Here is a 20,397-nt window from a genome sequence, read left to right on the forward strand (position 1 = left end):
TTATAAAATAAAATGTTGTATAGACGAAAAACAATACTCAATCTGTATCAGTGGCTTTTGTAATTAAAAAATTACCATGATCTTGTCCTTTAGAGCTCAGAGAAAATGTAAAAGGCCATGCAAGGCTGTTAGCAAGGCATTGAACATCTTTACATAAAGTGTCTGATCTATAATTTTTTCGTAATTGTGCCTGTAGTATCAATTCATTCTGCTTCCCTTGAGAAATAGCAGTTGCAATAGCTCCCTGAATGGATAAACTCAAGTCTGCTGTATGCATCAATGACTCTGTCACTTTCATCACACCTTCTGAAAAGCTTGTCTGGATATCCCAGTGATCAAAAGTTGTGGAAAGAGAATCATCATTTGTTAAAAGAAATTGTTGTTTGTTTGAAAGTCTTGTTTGTAATTCATTCAAATCATACCCTAATAGCCGACCAGAAGACATCTTTAATGTTAATTCACTCTGCATTTTTGTAAAAACTTCCATCCAAGAATCAGCCAGTGTCTGTATCGTTGCAGTAAAATTCGTTTTGCTTTGTATAAATGGAATAAATCCTAAAGCTTCTAGAGCTTCCTGCATATCAATAGAAGCACCTGAAATATTTCCTCCAATACGCACTTTCTGTCCAACTGGCGTAACTTCAATATTACTTTGAATGGATCCACCCCAAATATTCGCATGCCCAAGATCAAAAATACCATGCCCATTTTTTATTTGTATTGCAGCAGCTAAATTTGTGAGTGAAATATTCCCTATTTTAGTTTGTGGTGCAGAAAGTCGTACATCCACCCCAATACAATCAAAATTTGTCATATCAAAAAATGAATTTTTCTTTTTGCTTGAAAAAAACATTGAGCCTAAAGTGCTAGAATCTAAGTTATCAAATGCTAAAGAGCCCATAATATTTGGTACAGAATCTTGGAAATCAAGTTCTAAAGCCCCACGCGCACTAGTTTGCCCCATCGTAAAGGTAACATTATTCATTTGGATATGCATTGGTTGCGCTAAAAAATGAGATTCCCATACAATGGGTATTTTTAATTTATGTCCCCAAAACTGATTCCCACCAATCCAAGACAATGTCTGATTCCATCCCGGAGAACGCATCGATACCTTTCCATCAAAAATATAATATTCAGATAACCGAGCCTGTCCTGTAAACGTTATTCCCCCACGCACAGAATTGAGACTTGCCTTAATCTGGCTTTTCCCTCCTGCAAGAAGCAGCAATGCTTGAGAAGCATCAATTGATAACTTTGTAAATTCTCCGCGCCAACGAGCATCTGCACGCAAGCGTACTTCCTCAGTCGATTCAGCCCAATCTAAAGTCGCATTTAATCCTGTTATTTTTTCTGCTACTCCCGAAAAACTATCGTGATACACAAGAACACCATTTTCAATAACAATCCTCCCAAAAGGTTGTTTCAAAAGATGCTCTAGCTCTGGATGTTCAGGATTATTTTTTAATATTTCACGCGCATTGCGTATTGCCAATCCTAATGCACCTTGTGAGCGAGAAAATCTATCAAAAAAATCTGCCATTGTTTCAACGGGCTTTTCCATAACAAATTGAGGACGCACAATCCGCGTCTCGGAAAAAGAAACATGTCCCCAAAGAAGATCTATTAAAGAAAGATCAACTTCTATTGATTCAGCTTCCAATAATGGCGTAACATCATCCATTTTTGATGTTAAAGTAACGCCGGAAAGAAATGCTTTAGGATAAGGGAAAAGATGTAACCGCGGTGGATCACGCAGTTGTACATTATAACCCGTCCATGCACTCAAATCCTGTGCTAAATGAATACGAATCGCATCTGTAGAGACAAGATAAGGTAAAACGAGAATCCCCACTCCAAATAAAAAGATAATTGTAATAAAAATTCCGCTCAAAAATTTTATTATTCTGATGTGCACAACATCCCTCTGCAGTTATCCCCCTATAACAGATTAAATACAAAATTAAATGATCGTTAAAAGATTTTTTATATCCTTATAATTCACCTTATATCTTCATTATTTTTATTCTTTATCCAAAGTTTATTCAAACAGCAATGTTGCTGCTTCTTTATAAAGCAATTATTTAAAAGTCTTCTAAAACTATAAATCCACAACCTTATCAAACCATTCTTACCGTTATTGCTATAAAACTCTATCGTATCATTAGAAAATGCTTTACAAAAAAACAAACAGCCTTACCGAAAGGATCTCTGAATGAATAATATTATCGACGGGAAAAAACTTGCTGAAGAGATTATCGTAAAAGTTAAGGCCGAAACAACAAAGCTCCGCCGTCACTATAATATACAACCTAGTATCGCCGTTATTATTGTTGGAGATGATCCCGCAAGTCAAGTATATGTCGCCTCAAAAAATAAAAAAGCCGAAGAATGTGGGTTTCTTTCAATCAAACATGTCGTTTCCAAAGAAACCCAAGAAAAAGAACTACTTCAACTTATTGCAACATTAAACTCTGATCCAAAAATTCATGGTATTTTGGTACAGCTGCCTCTCCCTGCTCATATGAATACAAACCGCGTAACACAAGCCATTGCTTTTCAAAAAGATGTTGATGGTTTTCATTATATTAATGTAGGAAAACTCGCGGCAAATGCACTTGAAGATGCTATTATTCCCTGCACACCAGCTGGTGCCATGATGATGATTGAACAACAATGTGGGCAAGATTTATCTGGACTTGATGCTGTCGTTGTTGGACGCTCTAATATTGTTGGAAAACCTATGGCTGCCCTTTTAACAGCAGCCAATGCCACTGTGACAATTGCCCATAGTCGTACCCGTGACCTTGATGATGTGTGTCGAAGCGCTGATATTCTCGTAGCTGCTGTAGGCCGCCCACAAATGATTAAAAAAGACTGGGTGAAAAATGGTGCAATTGTTATTGATGTCGGTATTAATCGCGTTGCTGCACCAGAAAAAGGTATAGGAAAAACACGTCTTGTTGGTGATGTCGATTTTGAAAATGTAAAAGAAAAAGCTGCTGCGATCACCCCTGTTCCAGGAGGCGTTGGACCAATGACAATTGCCATGCTTATGGTTAATACACTCAAAGCCGCTGCGCGATCACACAATCTTCCTATACCAAAATTCTAAGAATTGTAACAATTCATTTTGCATGGTTTCATTGCACATGATTTACCATTTTTACATTCGTCATGTCATAAAAACAGATGCCCCTTGATCTGCACGATTAACGGATTGACGAAACACATGAAAAAGTTCGCGTCCAACACCATGTTCATTTTTTGAAAGATCAGGAGGCGTGGTTGTTCGCGCGTTAAATTTTGCTAAATCTTCCAAAAGAGTTAATTTACCCCCATGAACATCAAGGAAAACAATGTCACCATCCTGCAAACGTGCAATGGGGCCATTATCCACTGCTTCTGGTGTCACATGGAGAGCAGCAGGAATTTTTCCTGATGCCCCTGACATACGACCATCGGTTATCAATGCTACCTTTTGACCGCGATCTTGTAAAACGCCTAAAATGGTCGTTAACTTATGAAGCTCTGGCATACCATTGGCTTTTGGTCCTTGATAGCGAATAACAGCGATAAAATCTTTATCATGCAACGCTCCAGATTTAAAAGATTTTTGTAGTTCTTCTTGATCATTAAAAACAAAGACTGGTGCTTTAATCTGCCAATACTCTGGTTTAACAGAGGAAACTTTTATAATAGCTGTTCCCAAATCTCCCGATAAAACGCGAATACCCCCTTCAGGCTGGAATGGTTTTCTCCATCCTGCTAACACCTTATGATCACCACTTTCCTTGAGAGCAGCTTCACGCACCACACGTCCATCAGCAGAAAGCTTCACTTCAATTGCATAAGCATTGAGATCTTGACCACAAACCGTAGAAACATCTTCATGCACTAAACCTGCCTCGATAAGCTCGCGGATAATAAATCCTATCCCCCCTGCTGCATAAAAATGATTGATATCAGCCAAACCATTCGGATAAATTCGCGCTAAAAGAGGCACAACGGATGAAATTTCTGCAATATCATGCCATGTCAACTGAATACCGCAAGCCGCAGCTATAGCAATCAAATGAATCGTATGATTGGTAGATCCCCCTGTTGCATTTAACCCTACAATGGCATTCACAAAAGAACGCTCATCAATGATCATACCAAGTGGACTATAATGATCACCAAGATCTGTCATTTCAAGTACACGTTCCGTGGCTTCTTTTGTTAAAGCATCACGCAACGGTGTATTCGCATTAATAAAAGAAGCTCCCGGCATATGAAGCCCCATCATCTCCAGTATCACCTGATTAGAGTTAGCTGTTCCATAAAATGTACATGTTCCTGGTCCATGATAAGAACGTGCTTCTGATGCTAGAAGTGTTTGACGATCTATTTTATTTTCGGCGTAAAGTTGACGTATCTTCGCTTTTTCATCATTACCTTGACCACTTGTCATAGGACCAGCAGCTATAAAAATTCCTGGTAAATGACCAAATGTTAGGGCACCAATCAATAAACCTGGCACAATTTTATCACACACCCCAAGATACAATGCTGCATCAAAGACATCGTGTGATAAGCTTATAGCTGTTGCCATTGCAATTACTTCACGCGAAAAAAGGGAAAGCTCCATCCCCGCATTTCCCTGCGTAACACCATCGCACATCGCGGGAACACCCCCTGCAACTTGTGCAACACCACCAACCGTACGGGCCGACTCTTTAATTAAGTGAGGAAATTTTTCAAAAGGTTGATGTGCTGAAAGTATATCATTATATGCCGTGATAATGCCAATATTCCCAACGATATTTCCCTTCAAACGCTCTTTATCTATTGCACCACAAGCAGCAAAGCCATGAGCCTGATTGGCACATCCTAAAAAACTCCGTTTGGGGCGATGAACTTGTGCTTTTGCAATACGATCTAAGTAAATTTCTCGTGTTGATCGAGAACGTTCATAAATCCTTCGTGTAACTGTGGCAATTGTCTTGGAAAGTGCCATATTTCTCTCCCCCTTTCATTGTTTCTTCCCCTCATTCATTGAGAGAGATTACGTTTTATTCACCTTGTGTCGCATATTTTGATTCACTTATTTCATTTTCTGCAGGCGACCAATAAACCTGAACGAGATGAGGGGAATTACGCAAAATTGCCCGAATAGGCATTTCTGTTTCAGCCCCATCTTGACAAGCTTCCTCAAAACAATCGCGTTTCTGAAGACCCTCGAAATGGAGAATAATGCAACGAGATTGCATAATAACTGGCAAAGTTAGTGAGAGTCTTGGTTCAACAGCACTCTTAGCATGAAGGGGTAAAACAAGTGCTTGTGTTCGTAAATCAAGCGCTTGCTTTAAACGATCAGCATCAGGAAAAAAAGAAGCCGTATGTCCATCCTCCCCCATTCCTAAAACAACAACATCAAAGGGTTTAGGCAAAGTATTAACACGACTCGCCGCTGAAAAAGCAGCAAGTTCAGCAGTAATTGCTTTATGATAAAGCCCTACAAAACGTGCTTTTTCTGCAAAATTTTGTAACAAATGACACCGTACCATATGTTCATTTGAACGTTCATCGTGTGTAGGGACAAAACGTTCATCGACCAAAGTGATAATGATCTTTTGCCAATCAATATCCGCTTTTGACAAATAATGAAAAAACAATTCTGGTGTTTTACCACCAGACACCGCTAAAACTGCTCTATTACGCTCAAGAACAGATATACTAAGCTCTGCGGCTACTCGATCTGCTAATGCCAAAGCTAAAGTCTGAGGGGTTTCAAAGTCTAAACGATCAATATTCATTCTATACATACTTATTGCTCTAAACTAAATTGTTCCATATACGTCCATCACGTTCTATGAGGCTCATCGAAGCAGACGGCCCCCACGAACCAGCGTTATAACTGTGAACAGGCTGTTTTATTGTTTCCCATCCCTCAATGATTGGATCAATCCAACGCCAAGCAGCCTCAACTTCATCACGACGCATAAACAGTGTTTGATCTCCACGAATAACATCCATTAATAAACGTTCATAAGCATCAGGATTACGTTCAGAAAATGCGGAAGCAAAACTCATGTCTAATGGAATGTGACGAAACCGCATACCGCCATAACTTGGATCCTTAATCATCAACCATTGTTTTACACCTTCATCAGGTTGGAGACGAATTACAAGCCGATTAGAAAAAATTTCATCTAAATCCACATTAAAAATATTATGAGGAATAGGTTTAAAAACGACAACAATTTCAGACATTCGCGTGAACATACGCTTACCTGTTCGTAAATAAAAAGGCGTATTGGCCCAGCGCCAGTTATCAATCTTAACCTTAAGCGCAACAAATGTTTCGCTCTCACTCGCTCTTCCCAGATCATCAAAATAAGACTCTACAGATATACCATTTGATAGACCAGAAAGATACTGCCCACGTACAGTATGCTGCCCTACATTATGGACATCAAGCGGTGTCAAAGAATGTAAAACTTTAAGTTTTTCATCGCGCACAGCATTAGCACTGTTGGTAAATGGTATTTCCATCGCAACCAAACAAAGTAACTGTAGCATATGGTTTTGAACCATATCGCGTAGAGCACCAGTGCTTTCATAGTATTCTGTACGCCCCTCTAACCCTAAAGATTCAGCAACGGTTATTTGAACATGATCAATATAATTGGAGTTCCATAGCGGTTCATAAAGTGTATTAACAAACCGCAATGCCATTAAATTTTGAACAGTTTCCTTCCCAAGATAATGATCAATGCGAAAGATCTGCTCTTCATTAAAGGCGCTTGCAAATACATCATTAAGTGAAATAGCTGTTTTTACATCGCAACCAATTGGTTTTTCAATGATAATCCGTGTTTGTGCTGTCACCAAATTATTTTTTCCCAACTTCATCGCAATATCAGTAAAAAGTGACGAACCAACAGCCAAATAAAAAGCTCGAATATCCGCTGAATCTTGTGACAGAAGGAGGGCTAAATCCTCCCATCCTCGGTTCGAGGAAACATCAACAGAAACATAGCTTAAACGTGCAAGAAAACGATTGAGTTCTGTTGAATTTAGATCTTTTGGATGGATATGTTTTTCTAAAGAAATGCGGACAAAATTTTGATATTCTTCACGACTTAGGGAAGTGCGCGAAACCCCAATAATACGTGTTGGCTCATTGAATTGCCCAGCACACTGACAATGATACAAAGCCGGCAAAAGCTTGCGCGACGCCAGATCACCATTGCCACCAAAAACAATACAATCAAAGGAAGAAACTGGAATAATTTTACGCACCATGAACTTGTTTATTTTCCATTCGATTATGAAATCCCATATCACTTATAAAAGCTTTCATCATTAAAGCAGACAGATACTAAATAAGCCATTAATTTTCTTCATTTCAAGCAATGTTTCCATTAAAGGCGATCCATTAAAGAAAACCAACGCATTGCTAAAAATATAAGCGGATAACGCAAAACGCGTCCCCCCGGAAAAGATGAAATCTTTAAGTCTTGGAAATAGGAAAAACGTTCATATTTTCCAGTTAACCATTCTGCGTATAATTTTCCCACGAAAGGAGCCAACATAACGCCATGCCCTGAATAACCACCACAATAAGTTATCCTTGAGAAAAGTTGGCGAACATAGGGCATGCGCTCAACTGTAATCGCTACCGTTGCTCCCCACCGATGGCTTAAATTGATAGAATGTAATTGAGGATAAATTTCAACAATTTGCCGTTTTATACGTTCATCTAAATTTAGAGGATGCTTATTATCATAACTTTCTACACCACCAAATAAGAGACGATTATCAATGCTTTTGCGAAAATAGCGAACCATAAAACGGGAATCATCAACCGATTCCCCCCCTATAAGAATTGAACTATGCTTTGGTAATGGATCCGTTGCTCCAATATAAGAGCGAATAGAAACAATATTTTTTTCAATAAAACGCTCCAGACCAAGTTTATACCCATTTGTTGCAAGTAAAACATGTTCTGCTGTTACACTGCCTTTTTCTGTTATCACTTTCCAATGGGCTTGCTTGCGCCTTATGGTCGTTACTTGTGATTTCTCATAAAGCTTAGCACCAGCATCTTGGGCTTTTTTTGCCAATCCAACAACCAATTTTAAGGGATTTATATGGCCGGTATCCGCATCATAAATACCACCACAATAAAAAAGCGATCCAAGTCGCCTAGATGTTTCAGCCCTATCCATAAAAGTAAGAGCCTGATAACCGTAACGTTGCATCACCTCAATATGCCGTTGATAAGAGAGAAGATCACGCCTTTTATGGGTCACAGAAAGTTGTCCTACTATCAAATCACACTGACAATCAGGCATCGCGCATAACGATAAAATATCTTTTTTAGCTTCTTCTGCTAAATCAAACAGAACCTTACTGCGCTCAAAACCATATTTTTTCTCTAATGTTTCTACCCACTGCCGTTGCCCCGTTCCTAATTGACCACCATTGCGCCCTGAAGCGCCATCACCAAAACGTGATGCTTCAAACAAAACAACATCCACTCCAGCTTTGGCTAAATGATAAGCAGCTGAAAGTCCCGTAAATCCACCTCCGATAATGACCACATCACACTGTCTGTATTCATCAAAACATGGATAAGAGGGGCGCTCTTTTAAAGTATCTTCATACCAAGAAATTCCTGGAGAAATTGGATTATCATCAATCGTTGTCATAAAATTTAAACATTCAGCAGGAGATATTCACGCTCCCACGGACTAATTACTTCCATAAAAGTTTCAAACTCTTGTCGTTTGATTGCAGCATAAGTACTGACAAACACATCCCCTAAAATAGCATGTATTGCTGTATCTTGTTCAAACAAATTAACTGCCTCAATGAGTCCACGCGGTAACTCAATATTATCAGCATTCACATTATTTGTCGTTGGCTCATCTGGCTCAATTTTTTGCTGTAAACCAATGAGACCACACGCTAAAGAAGCTGCAAGAGCTAAATAAGGATTCGCATCTGATGAAGGAAGCCTATTCTCGACACGCCGCGCTTGAGGAGCAGAACGAGGAACACGAAAAGCTGTCGTCCGATTATCATATCCCCACCGCAAATTAACAGGAGCCGAATTATCAGGTACAAGACGTCGATAAGAATTCACGTAAGGCGCAAGCATCACAAGAACCCCTGGCATATGTTTTTGCAATCCACCAATAAAATGCCGAAAACAGACACTTTCTTCACCATTCTCCTGTGTAAAAATGTTCATACCCGTTTTCTTATCAACGACCGATTGGTGAATATGCATCGCAGAACCTGGCTGCCCCTGAATGGGTTTTGCCATAAATGTCGCATACATATTATGTTTCAGTGCTGCTTCACGAATTGTTCGTTTAAACATAAAAACTTGATCCGCTAATTCAATAGGATCACCATGACGTAAATTGATTTCAAACTGACCTGCTCCTTCTTCATGAATGAGTGTATCAATTTCCAATCCTTGTGCCTCTGAAAAATGATAAATATCATCAATCAAATCATCAAATTCATTCACACCAGCAATTGAATAGCCTTGCCCTCCACCAATTGAACGCCCAGAACGACCAACCGGTGAAACTAAAGGGTAATCAGGATCGGGATTTTTTTGTACCAAATAAAACTCAATTTCTGGTGAAACAACTGGTTTTAAACCCATTTTTGTGTAAAAATGAACCACCGTTCGTAAAACATTGCGTGGTGTATAATCCACAACCTGACCATTTTGATACACAAGATCACAAATCACCTGTGCCGTAGGAGCATCTTCCCATGGCACAATGCTTAACGTAGAAAGATCAGGCTCAAGGCGTAAATCACCATCTGCTTTAGGATATTCAAAACCATGACCATCTTCAGGATAATCCCCTGAAATTGTTGCCATAAAAACTGCTGAAGGCAATGCCAATGATGTTTCCGATGTAAATTTTTTAGAAAGCATCATCTTACCCCGTGGAACTCCCGCTTGATCAGGCGTAATACATTCAATATCCTCTACCTTACGAAAAGAAAGCCATTGTGAAACCTGTTCCCAATTATTCACACCACGTAAACTTTTGAGAAAACGAGAGACAGGTTTAAAATTCTTACTTTTCGTTTGTTTAACATTTTTTACAGCCATAACATACCAACTTTAAAAACAATTAAGTCCTATTTTTATTGTATCAGCCCATGCATAAACGACACAAAAAAAATTTATCAACTGATATTTTTGAAGAATACTATAAGATTCATCAAGGTAAAAGAATTTTACGCTCAACAAGCTATCCTATCACCATCAAGCTATCCTATCACCATAGTGAAAATTGGTACTGCACGCGATACATCGGTCGAACCTTCTCCTTATATAAAACAGTGCGAAATACCATAGGGAACATAACCTAATTCCGATTCAAATAATCATATACAAGCAAACATTGGCGAGAATAATAAAGACGAGATATTTAATTTCCTTTTGGTTGTAGCAATGCTTAATTAAAAGAAAAGAAACTTTTTTAATATGAAGCAAGTTTTGTAACTCTATTGTTATCCACATAGAAGTAAACACTCTAGGATGGTGAGTAGCCTTTACAGCTAGTGCTTACAAACACTCACCCCGCCATAATATGCGTAAATGTATTTTCAGGATAAGTCATACGCTCAACATTTCCGACATAAAACTTAACCATCGCCTGCATAACAGAGCTATCAACCTTGTTCTGAGCGGATGGTACGACTCTGCACTTATATCAATTCCCACCGCTTGACATTGCACTTCGCACACAATATTTAGAGCTAAGAATCCAGTAGAGCATACCAAATCCAATAGATAGGATTTTTTGCTAATTGCGCCATGCGTGATTCAACATTTGATAATCTCCAGCCCACTAAGAGGTGTGTTATTTATATCTCAAAAGCCCAAAAATCAGGATATGAAAACACAATAATATCAATTTTCTTTGAACTAACGTCCTTCATCGTCGATCTTCCACCATCGTAAAATCTTTTTTGTATCAGTTGCTTTCACATACTTTGACTTATGATCTCGTGATACTGTGCAGACCGAGCACACGCCCCCATGCAAATGCATCCTATTAAGCCTAATCCTATTGGATTCTAGCAAAGACAATGCAGCACGTAACTTCGTCGCAGTCATACCAAAACGCGATCTATCCCCGTTTGCCAGTACATGACACAATCTCAATGAGATTTTAGGTAATATGTCAAAATGGCGAGCAAGAGCGATGATGTCATGTCATTCGATAATATTATCACACTGGACATTTATATGTTTTCTAATAGATAATTCTATCTCTTCTCGAAGTTTTACAGAGATATTAAAATCTCTACCTTTAAAACCATCTTTTTGCGCTAATGATATTTCATAACCAGACGCAAATTCCAAGACCCAGCAACATAACAATGATGTCCCGCACGTCCATTAAAATACCCTGCTTTTTCTCGCTCTAGGCATTCATAGCCCGACCACGTAAAACAGGGTACCAATTACAATATCAGACCATAAGACTGCAAGAGAAAGTTCTTTTATAAATAGACATTTTTTATCTTTCCATTGCCTCTTAAACAAGCTATCCTGTTCATATAACAAGTTATATGTATAATATATATAACTTCTACAAAAGGAGGATTCATTATGTTCCGTGAAAATCTTTGGTAATACACTCAAGCGATTGGATCACTAGTCGCCCGTCAATAATATAGTGCGAGTTAAGAAATTGGGGGAGATAAGCTATGCAACTCGTGGATCATCCTTTTGTGAAATTCAATCAACCCAAGCCGATTTACAACTTCATATATCCGCTATTTCGCACTATTTCAAATGAATTTTACAATTACCTAGACTTTAATAAGCTAGCGCAAAGTAAGCAGATTCCACAAGCGCGTACCATTTCTCTTTATTTGCATATTCCCTTTTGTGAAACCATCTGTTCCTTCTGTCCCTTTCAGAAAGGGGCCTACAAGCACGTTAAGCAAATCGAATCTTATATGTCAGCGCTTACCACAGAGATCAGAAACAAAGGAAATTTCATTCGCTCGCTTAAAGGGCCCATCCGCAGCATCTATATAGGGGGCGGCACACCGTCGCTTTTGTCTGCAGATAATATCCGCCACATCGGAAAAGTATTGCATGCCGAATTTGAGCTCTCTTCCTTAACTGAGCTTACACTGGAAAGCGAACCGAAAAGCGTCACACGTGATAAACTTTATGCTGCCCGTGAGATCGGCGTTAACCGGATCAGCTTCGGTATACAGAGTTTCATTGAGCGTTTCCGATCATTGTTTAACCTCACCTCAACACGTGAACAAATCAACAATACCGTAGCTTGGTCACAAGAGATAATTGGACATGTCGGTTTAGACCTACTATATGGCATGCACAGCCAACAAGCCGAAGAACTATTATACGATTTGAAGCAAGCAAGCGAGCTTCACCCTGAAACCATCAACCTCTATGCAATCAACAATCTGGCTATCACGTCGCAACTGCATAAGTCTTACGCACAAAAAGGGTTGAAACCGTCCAGCCTACAGCATCGACAGATGCTTCGATTATTTAGCGACATCGTTATGCGCAGCTGCGGCTATGCGCCGTGTAATGGGCATTCCTATATCAAAATTTCCAATAACACTCCTCTAACGCTCGCTAAAACGAGTTCAGCTAATCATTTCCGCTATCACAAATATTTGCATGGTTATCATGATGATTATGTGGTTGGCTTTGGGGCGTCAGCACTGTCGATTCTCGGCTCACTCGTCACACGCGCCAATCCCAGTCGAAGCGAATACATTACCGACATACAACTTAAAGGCAAATCCAAAGTATACTACAATTGGGTATCAGCGGAGCAACAAGCCTCCAAGGCTTTGTGTATGCGGCTACCTTATAACGGCTATGCAAAAAAAGAAAGAATTGACTGGACCGCACTCCCCTCTTTTGTATACAATAACCTACAACAGCTCATAGATGCAGGTCTCATCGCAGAAAGTGATAACGATCTCCAGCTCACTCAGCGTGGTTGGCAATGGTATTCCAACCTTATGTATTTTCTTCTCCCTCAGGCAGATAGGAATATCTTGGACGGCTATGTCGCAAACATGCTGAATACAACCGCCGTACTTGATGGACCAGCGGAAACCTGTGTGGCATCTTAAGGAGAACAGAATGTTCACGCTTTTTTCCAACAAGAACATACGCTATTTTTGCCTAACCGTTAGTCTGCTCGCCTTACTCAGCGGTGCTTTGCGCACTGCCATCCCGCTATTAGCAAGACAATCTGGATATGGCGTAGTCGGAGTAAGTTGGGCGCAAGGTCTCTTCTCATTAGCGTGGCCAATTTTCGGCATCCTTGCAGGCGTTTTACTTGATCGCTGCGACAAAATAAAACTTGCCACCTCAGCTCTCTTCATCTTCATGCTACTGCATATTGTCCTGTTCATACTGCTCATGATACAGATTACTCCAGCCGAACAAATTTTCTTCTATGCAACCATTGCTGGATTCATCGTCGTTTCTGCCGAAGCTTATATAATGACGATTCCACCACTTATCATGGAGGGAGAGCGATTGATGACCTTCTACTCTATTGTCTTGTTTTTAGATTTCGGGGTCTCCTATTTTCTTGCCCCTGTCATAACAAGCAGCATTTTAGCGCATAGCACACTGCTATTTCTCGGCCTGTTAATCGTGCTTTTTATCGCATTGATTTTTACCGCTCGCCATGCTGTTCCGACATCGCCAACACCTGATAAAGAAAACATCACTTTCCGTTATATCATTGCCGGCTTTCGTTTCATTTTTTCAAATCGGCATCTTACCTCCCTTACATTACTCACATTCTTTCTATCGGTGGTATTTGGAGCATTCCTAACCTCATTCATCTTCTTCGTTACCGACAGTCGGTATCTGGGCCTACATAGCAGCCAATATGGCGTGATGTTTGCAGCCTACGCACTTGGAACAATGGCAGGTGCCCTATTTGCGCCGCGTATACGCTATGCTCCGGTGCGCCTAGCTGTTCTCACTGACGGTTTAGGAACGGTTGTCTTGCTGCTGATTCCAGCCTTTTCAAAAAGTGCTGTCGTCGTATGGGGCGTCACCTTTATCGCTGGCATTGGAGCAAGCTTATGGTTTATTGGTGTTACCGCCTTCAGGCAGCGCCTCACACCAAAGCAACTTCTCGGGCGAGCTAATTCTGCTTTTCGGGTGATAGGCTATGCTGGAACGCCGGTCGGAAGCTTTTTGGTCGGCGTCCTTGGTTCTTTTATATCATTGCAGTTTGCTGCCACCTTTATCGCTGGACTACTATTGGTGGCTATCGCGATAACGCTTCCATTTCTTTGGCAGGCTGATCATATAAACACCCCCAACCCTGCCACGAGGTAACAGCTGCTTTTAAAAAAAGACACGGTCAAAAAAGGCACACATACCCTATTACGCAATCGATTGATTTATTCTTTGGACGAGAAAATTATCACCATAATGGCTGATAGAGCCAGCGGCACTATAGAAGCAGCCAAACAAACGCTAAAGACAAAACAGCCCCTTTACGTTGCATTGGGCGATGATCCAACGCCTATATGAAGGATGCAGAGAGCTTATAGCGTACGAAGTGCAATTCTTAACTAAAAACTCCGCCCTAGCAATGCCTACGTATACTCCAGTTAATCCATCACCCGCTGGACATCAAATGCCTCACCCCTTTACTGCTCCTCAAAATACATTTTGCTTCACTTACGCGCCGTATTCTTCCTTTGTAATTAAAAGAGCAGCCCTCCTTTCCTAATTTAGGATCTCTGCCTACACAACGCAGCAACAGATACGACCATATATGCAATCACGCCTTAGGACCTGCATAGTAGAAAGCTTAGTTCGAGAGATTCATAAAGCCTATATCCCAATAAATTTGCCGCCCAATCCATCTTTTAAAAGGGCGGTTTTATATAAACCGTTAGAGCAAGCTATGAAATCCTTAGGTGTATTAGAAATAATTGGCGGTTTTTACCTCAGACCAATGTTGATTGACTTTTACTCGTACATATACGCAAGCGGTGCTACTCTTTTCTCAGATAAAAAGGACATAATCGTTACCATCTGACCTATTATTGTTTGAAAATAAAAAAAAAGTATCAGTACGACTGATGATATTGAAGAGCTATCTCATTATGTGGCTGTACTTAATTACGGCATTGGGAAGCTAGACACGCAATCACCCGTTTCTGCGCGCCTTCTGCATGATATTCATAAGATTTTATTACGCGATAAACGCGGTACGTCCAAAAGCCTTGGCGAATTTCGCAAAGCACAAAATTAGCTTGTCGGTACGCAACTAAAGACAGCCTCATTCGTACCGCCCACTCCTACCACAGCCCCCCTACTCTCTCTACTACCATCCCCCGCTTAGAATCGCGCCAACTCATCACCGGTGCCTCGTTAAACACCACACCAGTCTCAAGGGCGGTAAAATGCGCCTTGCCGCATTTAATCTTCAGCATTTCTTTAAGACGCAAATCAAACTCGCTATTCGTTCCTTTTGTTTCCAGCACAAAGTAAAGCTTTTGTTCGCCATCCCGCTCTAAAAAAAACGTCCAATCAGGCGTGTAAGAGCCAATGGGAGTAGCTATTTTAAAACTTCTTTGCAGTTTAAAAAACAATCTTACATCAGAGTCGTTATCGAGATTTTGCGCAAACTCTTTCTCAATACGGCTCTCACAAATCACATGATCATAAAGACTTTTCTCATTGACCACCGCCGGCCATATGATCGCCTTTTCTGACCTAATTTTACAGATGTGGAATCAATCTTATTGTGATGCGCACATCCAGAGATTATTTTATCCTCTGCATTAGAACCAAAAACATAAACAATACGCAAGCGGCTTCGGTAAGAAGGCCAAAAGCTCAATCTCAACCTACACGAAAATGCATGTGCAGGCGAATGCCCCCATAATATGCAATATTTCAAGCACGTCCATAGTGGTACCCCTTTTAAAAATTGTACCTATGGCTTATAATAATCTCCAAGATACACATTTAGCCCTTATCTGAAATAACTCGATTTTGGATTGATGAGAACGAAAACGCGCTGCAATAATCACGTTATTTAGCCCTAATGACCGGCACACGGAAGCCAACAGTCCTGCACCACCAACGACTAAATAACGGTATTTCCTATCATTTTTGATCATATCCTCCACCCTTATTGTTTAAAAATATATATCTCATCAACAAGATGTGCGCAGCGAGCCCGTACATTTACGCTGCTAAGTCTCCATGTACGGTTTTCATTCTCAAACGCAAAACCATCTTTAGCTGAAGCAACTTGATATTGCAGTGCCTGTCCATAAAGCATATGCACAACTAGTACCAAATATACACAGGGCAGTGCGCATTTTTGGTTGTATTGTCATGAGAGAGAAGACCAAAAGCTTTATCCAAAAAGCATCATAATCTAAATTATCAAGAGCATTCTTCAAAGTCTCTGAATAAGACCTGTAATAAACAGGATTTGCAAAAATAACACCGTTAGCGACTGCAATTGTTTTAACAAATGCATGCACTTCAGCACCGCTGATTGTATTGTAATAACTTATAAAAACAACAACTTTTTTAAATGCCTCCTCAACGGCGTATGAATATAAACACATTTTTTCTCGTCATTTTTTAAGGTATTAAACTCTTCCAATCTACCGAACTTACTCTTAAATTGAAGCCGAATGATTTTAATAAATCCATATTATTTTAAAATTCAATAAAGAATATTGAGGCTACAATCAAAGGCACTTCTTTTCAATATTAAGCAAGTTTTGTAACCTATATTGTTATCTCCATAGAAGTAAAACATCCTCTATGGACGGTGAATAGCTATGCCTTCACAGCTAGTGCTTTACAAGCGCTTTTATAACACTCACTCTACCCCAAACATAGGATTGCATTTTATTAAATAACCCACGCGCATATAATTAAAGATAGAAACGATTAAGCTTGCACCAATCATGCCAAGCCAATAGCCAATAAAGTCATATTCAAAAAAATGCGCCATTAGCGCTCCCCCCAATAGGCCTAACCCCCAATAACTTATTGCTACAACAATTATTGACCAAAACGTATCAAGCAAACCCACAAGTATGCCATTGAGCATAGCTCCTAAAGTGCCAAAAGCAAAAGACAATAAGATGAATGGAAGCAACTCCCAAGAGAAAACAATAACGCGTTCTGAAGAAATATTAAAGATAGTTGTAAGGATAAATTCATAAGAGAGATAAACAACCACTGATAAAAATAAGACATAAGCTACAGCAAAAACTGTGACACTTATACGCAACTGTTTTAGAGCCATATTATTCCTATCTGCTCTATACCACGCTGCTATTGTCGCAGCTGCGCTGGAAATTCCCAAAGCCACCACAGAAATAAGCATATCGATACGCATCCCTATCGTATGTGCAGCCAAAGATTCGACCCCATAAGCCGTAATCATAAATGCAATGACCGAAGGAAAGCCTTCCGCAATAAGAATACGTATACCAATGGGTAGCCCTACTCGCAGCAATTTTATTATTCGTGAAATCTCTAACTTTGGTCTCAAATAATTAAAGCGAAAAGAATGAAAAGCAGAATTGCGGGACAAAATTATTGCCGCAGCGATAACAATTAAAATACGGATCAAACTGCTCGCAACTCCAGCACCAAAGACACCTAATCCGCTCGCAGAACCTATACCAAAAATAAGCGGCCAAGAGATAAAAAAATTCACGATGATAGCTGCAAGCATAACCCAGGTTAAAGGCTGTGGATTACCAATTGCTGACAGCAATCCCCGGCTATTCACATAAAGATAAAAAAACACCACTCCTATAGCAGCACCACTATTATATTCCTGCGCTATATTGGCAATTGTCCCATCTTGGCCGAGAAAACACAAAATATTCCTCGTGTTGAGTAAAATGATCGCACTCACCGTTCCAATCAAAAGGGAAAGCCCTATTCCTTGATCAAACCATGCCTTTAATGCATATCTATCTTGTCTACGAAAACTTTCCGCAAGTTTTGGTGCAACCGCGGTAATAATACCTAGCCCAAACAACATAACAAAACTAAATATACTCAGAGCTAACATTGTACCACTCAAGGCTTGCACGCCTAAATGCGCTACAAGCGCTGCTTCTGTGAAGGAAATCATCATCTGAGAGATAAACCCAACAGCCAGTGGCATGCCAAGAGATAGCAATTGCTTCATCACAACAAACATTGTGAATACCCTTCCATATTGAAAAGTGTATGAAGCTCGGATCTTTTAAACAAAACAATTGATTTGTTCCGTAAAATCTTTCCATCGCAAATCTTGTGTAAAAGATGCATAATGAAAACGCATTAAGGTAAGAGGAGAAGCGCAATGCGCCTTATTGTTTTTTTTGGAATGCCATGCGTTTTTTGTACAACATTATACCCCCAAGCAGTTACAGTCGGTGATACAATACTCTTAGCAAGCGTTTGTTCGTCTTGCACATCCATTTTCAGTATTTCCAATAAAATTTTTTGGTACGGTTGGTGGGATTTGAACCTACGACCTCTGGTGCCACAAACCAGCGCTCTAACCAACTGAGCTACAACCGCATAAAAAGAAAATGTACCATAACTGTTCACGATTTTGTAAGCATTTATCCTTTGCTTATGTGACATAAGGAAAATCAACAAAGTTTGCAAGCCCCTTTAAAAAAATCTCGCAATTTTTTGTGAAGAAAAAAGCGTTTTTTACAAAGGAAATTTTGCCCAATGCTCAAGACTATGATCACGATAGCTTTTTATGTTATCAACTCCATCTTGTTGCATCATCTGCAAAATCTCTTGCAGAATAGTTATGACAAGATCTGGACCTTCATAAACCATCCCACTGTATAATTGAATCAAATCTGCACCAGCTTTTACTTTTTCCAAAGCAGTTTGTGCGTCCTTTACACCGCCAACACCGATAATTGCAATCTCCTTCCCTAACTTTTGACGCATTTTTGCAAGCACAATAGTAGAACGTTCAAAAAGTGGACGTCCAGAAAGCCCTCCCTCTTCATTGCTGAGGTGACTATTGCTAAGCCCCTGGCGTGAAAGAGTTGTGTTAGAAACAATCAGCCCATTAAAATTAGAAAGCTTTATTTCTTCAGCAACATCATCTAATTCTTTCTCTGATAAATCAGGAGCAATTTTTAAAAAAATGGGAATGGAGAATCCATGCTTTTTCTCTTGCTCATTTCGCACTTGCGAAATTGCACTCAACAAAAGATGCAAACTGTCACGGGCCTGTAAATCACGTAAGCCTGGTGTATTAGGAGAAGAAATATTAACCGTAAAATAATCAGCAACATCATAAAAATGAGCAATACCAACAGTATAATCACCAATCTTATTAACCGTATCCTTATTGGCTCCAATGTTAACGCCTACAACACCAGTTTTTTTACACGCGCGCAATCTGTTGTAAACAACTTGATGTCCATCATTATTAAAACCCATTCTATTAATAATTGCTTCATCTTCTTTTAAACGAAAGAGTCGTGGTTTAGAATTTCCAATCTGAGGCTTTGGTGTCACTGTCCCAATTTCTGTAAAACCAAATCCTAAACGAAAAACACCATCCACAACCTCTGCATTTTTATCAAACCCCGCAGCAAGACCAATAAAATTTTCAAACTCAAGCCCAGCAACAGTTATACACAAACGTTTATCGATAACCTTTTGACAGCCATTTAATCCACTTTTCAGCCCGAGAATCGCTAAACCGTGTGCTTGCTCTGGATCCAACATAAATAAGGCAGAACGGCCAATACAACGAAAAAAACTCATCAATCCTTCTCCACAACATAAAAATGATCCATCGCACCTCACCTATATCTTTTAACACAAAAGATTACCAATCAAAGAGAGCATATTATCCAAATAATACTGCTCTCTTCTATAAGAAACTTCAGCATAAAAATCCATTAATAACCATACACATTTATATTGATGCATACCGTGTAAAAACTTTTTATTCTTTAAAAAACGTTTCTCTTTTTTGCTACTGTTCAGAGATAAACTTTCAAACCTAAACCTTATAAAATGCAGCACAAATTGAGACATCAATGGCTCTTCACCAAAGCCTTTCTCTTCTTTCTTATAGGTAAGCTTATACCCCCCTTTAAAAGGCAAAAAAATTATCTCTATTCTCAAAGTTACTTTGTGTAATATCATATAATATATTGATTTTAATGATAGTTAATCGTTATTCATATTGAATAAGAATCCCGAATATCGTAAGATTGTCTCATTTCAAATCTGTTTATCTTGAATCAATCAAAACCATTCGCTTGCACGTCACAAGCGAAGCTGGCGTGTGGGTAAAAACTGTATAAGAA

17 protein-coding genes and 1 tRNA gene are annotated in these 20,397 nt (G+C 39.6%); 5 read left to right on the plus strand and 13 right to left on the minus strand.

From position 1 onward, the window contains the following. Nucleotides 1-37: 37 nt before the first annotated feature. A complete protein-coding gene (locus ACFINA_RS06945; protein WP_375608567.1) occupies nucleotides 38-1,918 on the minus strand; it encodes an AsmA family protein in 1,881 nt (626 codons plus the stop codon). Nucleotides 1,919-2,215: 297 nt separating this feature from the next. Here ACFINA_RS06945 and folD point away from each other — a divergent pair, with 297 nt between their 5' ends. Then, nucleotides 2,216-3,115 carry a bifunctional methylenetetrahydrofolate dehydrogenase/methenyltetrahydrofolate cyclohydrolase FolD gene (gene folD, locus ACFINA_RS06950; RefSeq protein WP_375606450.1) on the plus strand — a complete coding sequence of 300 codons (900 nt, stop codon included), beginning with the start codon at nucleotides 2,216-2,218 and terminating at the stop codon, nucleotides 3,113-3,115. Between the two features lie 60 nt (nucleotides 3,116-3,175). Here folD and edd read toward each other — a convergent pair whose 3' ends face one another. From edd to ACFINA_RS06975, 5 genes are all read right to left on the minus strand, one after another. Next, on the minus strand, nucleotides 3,176-4,999 hold the full coding sequence (edd, locus tag ACFINA_RS06955) for a phosphogluconate dehydratase (protein ID WP_375608566.1): 1,824 nt from the start codon (nucleotides 4,997-4,999) through the stop codon (nucleotides 3,176-3,178). Between the two features lie 55 nt (nucleotides 5,000-5,054). Beyond that, a complete protein-coding gene (gene pgl / locus ACFINA_RS06960) occupies nucleotides 5,055-5,807 on the minus strand; it encodes a 6-phosphogluconolactonase (RefSeq protein ID WP_375606452.1) in 753 nt (250 codons plus the stop codon). 10 nt (nucleotides 5,808-5,817) lie between these two features. Next, nucleotides 5,818-7,290 carry a glucose-6-phosphate dehydrogenase gene (gene zwf / locus ACFINA_RS06965; protein WP_375606453.1) on the minus strand — a complete coding sequence of 491 codons (1,473 nt, stop codon included), beginning with the start codon at nucleotides 7,288-7,290 and terminating at the stop codon, nucleotides 5,818-5,820. A gap of 119 nt (nucleotides 7,291-7,409) precedes the next feature. Further along, nucleotides 7,410-8,699, minus strand: coding sequence for an NAD(P)/FAD-dependent oxidoreductase (locus ACFINA_RS06970; RefSeq protein WP_375606454.1), 1,290 nt, complete (start codon nucleotides 8,697-8,699; stop codon nucleotides 7,410-7,412). A gap of 5 nt (nucleotides 8,700-8,704) precedes the next feature. Beyond that, nucleotides 8,705-10,132, minus strand: a complete 1,428-nt coding sequence (locus ACFINA_RS06975) for a glutamine synthetase family protein (protein ID WP_375606455.1) — start codon at nucleotides 10,130-10,132, stop codon at nucleotides 8,705-8,707. A gap of 1,610 nt (nucleotides 10,133-11,742) precedes the next feature. Between ACFINA_RS06975 and ACFINA_RS06980 the strand changes: the two genes are divergently transcribed. The 4 genes from ACFINA_RS06980 to ACFINA_RS06995 all read left to right on the plus strand — a co-directional run bounded on the left by ACFINA_RS06980 (nucleotide 11,743) and on the right by ACFINA_RS06995 (nucleotide 15,323). Then, nucleotides 11,743-13,164, plus strand: a complete 1,422-nt coding sequence (locus tag ACFINA_RS06980; RefSeq protein ID WP_375615296.1) for a coproporphyrinogen-III oxidase family protein — start codon at nucleotides 11,743-11,745, stop codon at nucleotides 13,162-13,164. Nucleotides 13,165-13,174: 10 nt separating this feature from the next. After that, on the plus strand, nucleotides 13,175-14,395 hold the full coding sequence (locus ACFINA_RS06985; RefSeq protein ID WP_375608562.1) for an MFS transporter: 1,221 nt from the start codon (nucleotides 13,175-13,177) through the stop codon (nucleotides 14,393-14,395). 72 nt (nucleotides 14,396-14,467) lie between these two features. Then, on the plus strand, nucleotides 14,468-14,593 hold the full coding sequence (locus ACFINA_RS06990) for a hypothetical protein (protein WP_375614153.1): 126 nt from the start codon (nucleotides 14,468-14,470) through the stop codon (nucleotides 14,591-14,593). Nucleotides 14,594-15,176: 583 nt separating this feature from the next. Then, nucleotides 15,177-15,323, plus strand: a complete 147-nt coding sequence (locus ACFINA_RS06995) for a hypothetical protein (protein ID WP_375608561.1) — start codon at nucleotides 15,177-15,179, stop codon at nucleotides 15,321-15,323. A 46-nt stretch (nucleotides 15,324-15,369) separates the two neighbouring features. Here ACFINA_RS06995 and ACFINA_RS07000 read toward each other — a convergent pair whose 3' ends face one another. From ACFINA_RS07000 to ACFINA_RS07030, 7 genes are all read right to left on the minus strand, one after another. Next, nucleotides 15,370-15,759: a hypothetical protein gene (locus tag ACFINA_RS07000; protein WP_375606459.1), complete on the minus strand. Its 390-nt coding sequence runs from the start codon at nucleotides 15,757-15,759 to the stop codon at nucleotides 15,370-15,372. A 558-nt stretch (nucleotides 15,760-16,317) separates the two neighbouring features. Further along, nucleotides 16,318-16,656 (minus strand): NADPH-dependent FMN reductase, encoded by a 339-nt coding sequence (locus ACFINA_RS07005; RefSeq protein ID WP_375609061.1) that lies wholly within the window; start codon nucleotides 16,654-16,656, stop codon nucleotides 16,318-16,320. A gap of 260 nt (nucleotides 16,657-16,916) precedes the next feature. Further along, complete coding sequence (locus ACFINA_RS07010) at nucleotides 16,917-18,260, minus strand: MATE family efflux transporter (protein ID WP_375606461.1); 1,344 nt, start codon at nucleotides 18,258-18,260, stop codon at nucleotides 16,917-16,919. 122 nt (nucleotides 18,261-18,382) lie between these two features. Continuing rightward, nucleotides 18,383-18,523, minus strand: a complete 141-nt coding sequence (locus tag ACFINA_RS07015; RefSeq protein WP_375606462.1) for a hypothetical protein — start codon at nucleotides 18,521-18,523, stop codon at nucleotides 18,383-18,385. A 25-nt stretch (nucleotides 18,524-18,548) separates the two neighbouring features. Continuing rightward, nucleotides 18,549-18,625: transfer RNA gene (locus tag ACFINA_RS07020), tRNA-His, on the minus strand. A 138-nt stretch (nucleotides 18,626-18,763) separates the two neighbouring features. Beyond that, entirely contained in the window at nucleotides 18,764-19,846 is a 1,083-nt protein-coding gene (locus tag ACFINA_RS07025) for a quinone-dependent dihydroorotate dehydrogenase (RefSeq protein ID WP_375606463.1), read from the minus strand. Nucleotides 19,847-19,897: 51 nt separating this feature from the next. Continuing rightward, nucleotides 19,898-20,191, minus strand: coding sequence for a hypothetical protein (locus tag ACFINA_RS07030; RefSeq protein ID WP_375606464.1), 294 nt, complete (start codon nucleotides 20,189-20,191; stop codon nucleotides 19,898-19,900). Nucleotides 20,192-20,397: the final 206 nt, after the last annotated feature.

It is taken from the genome of Bartonella sp. AC10YNML (assembly GCF_042196825.1).
In the GTDB taxonomy this organism is placed as follows: domain Bacteria; phylum Pseudomonadota; class Alphaproteobacteria; order Rhizobiales; family Rhizobiaceae; genus Bartonella.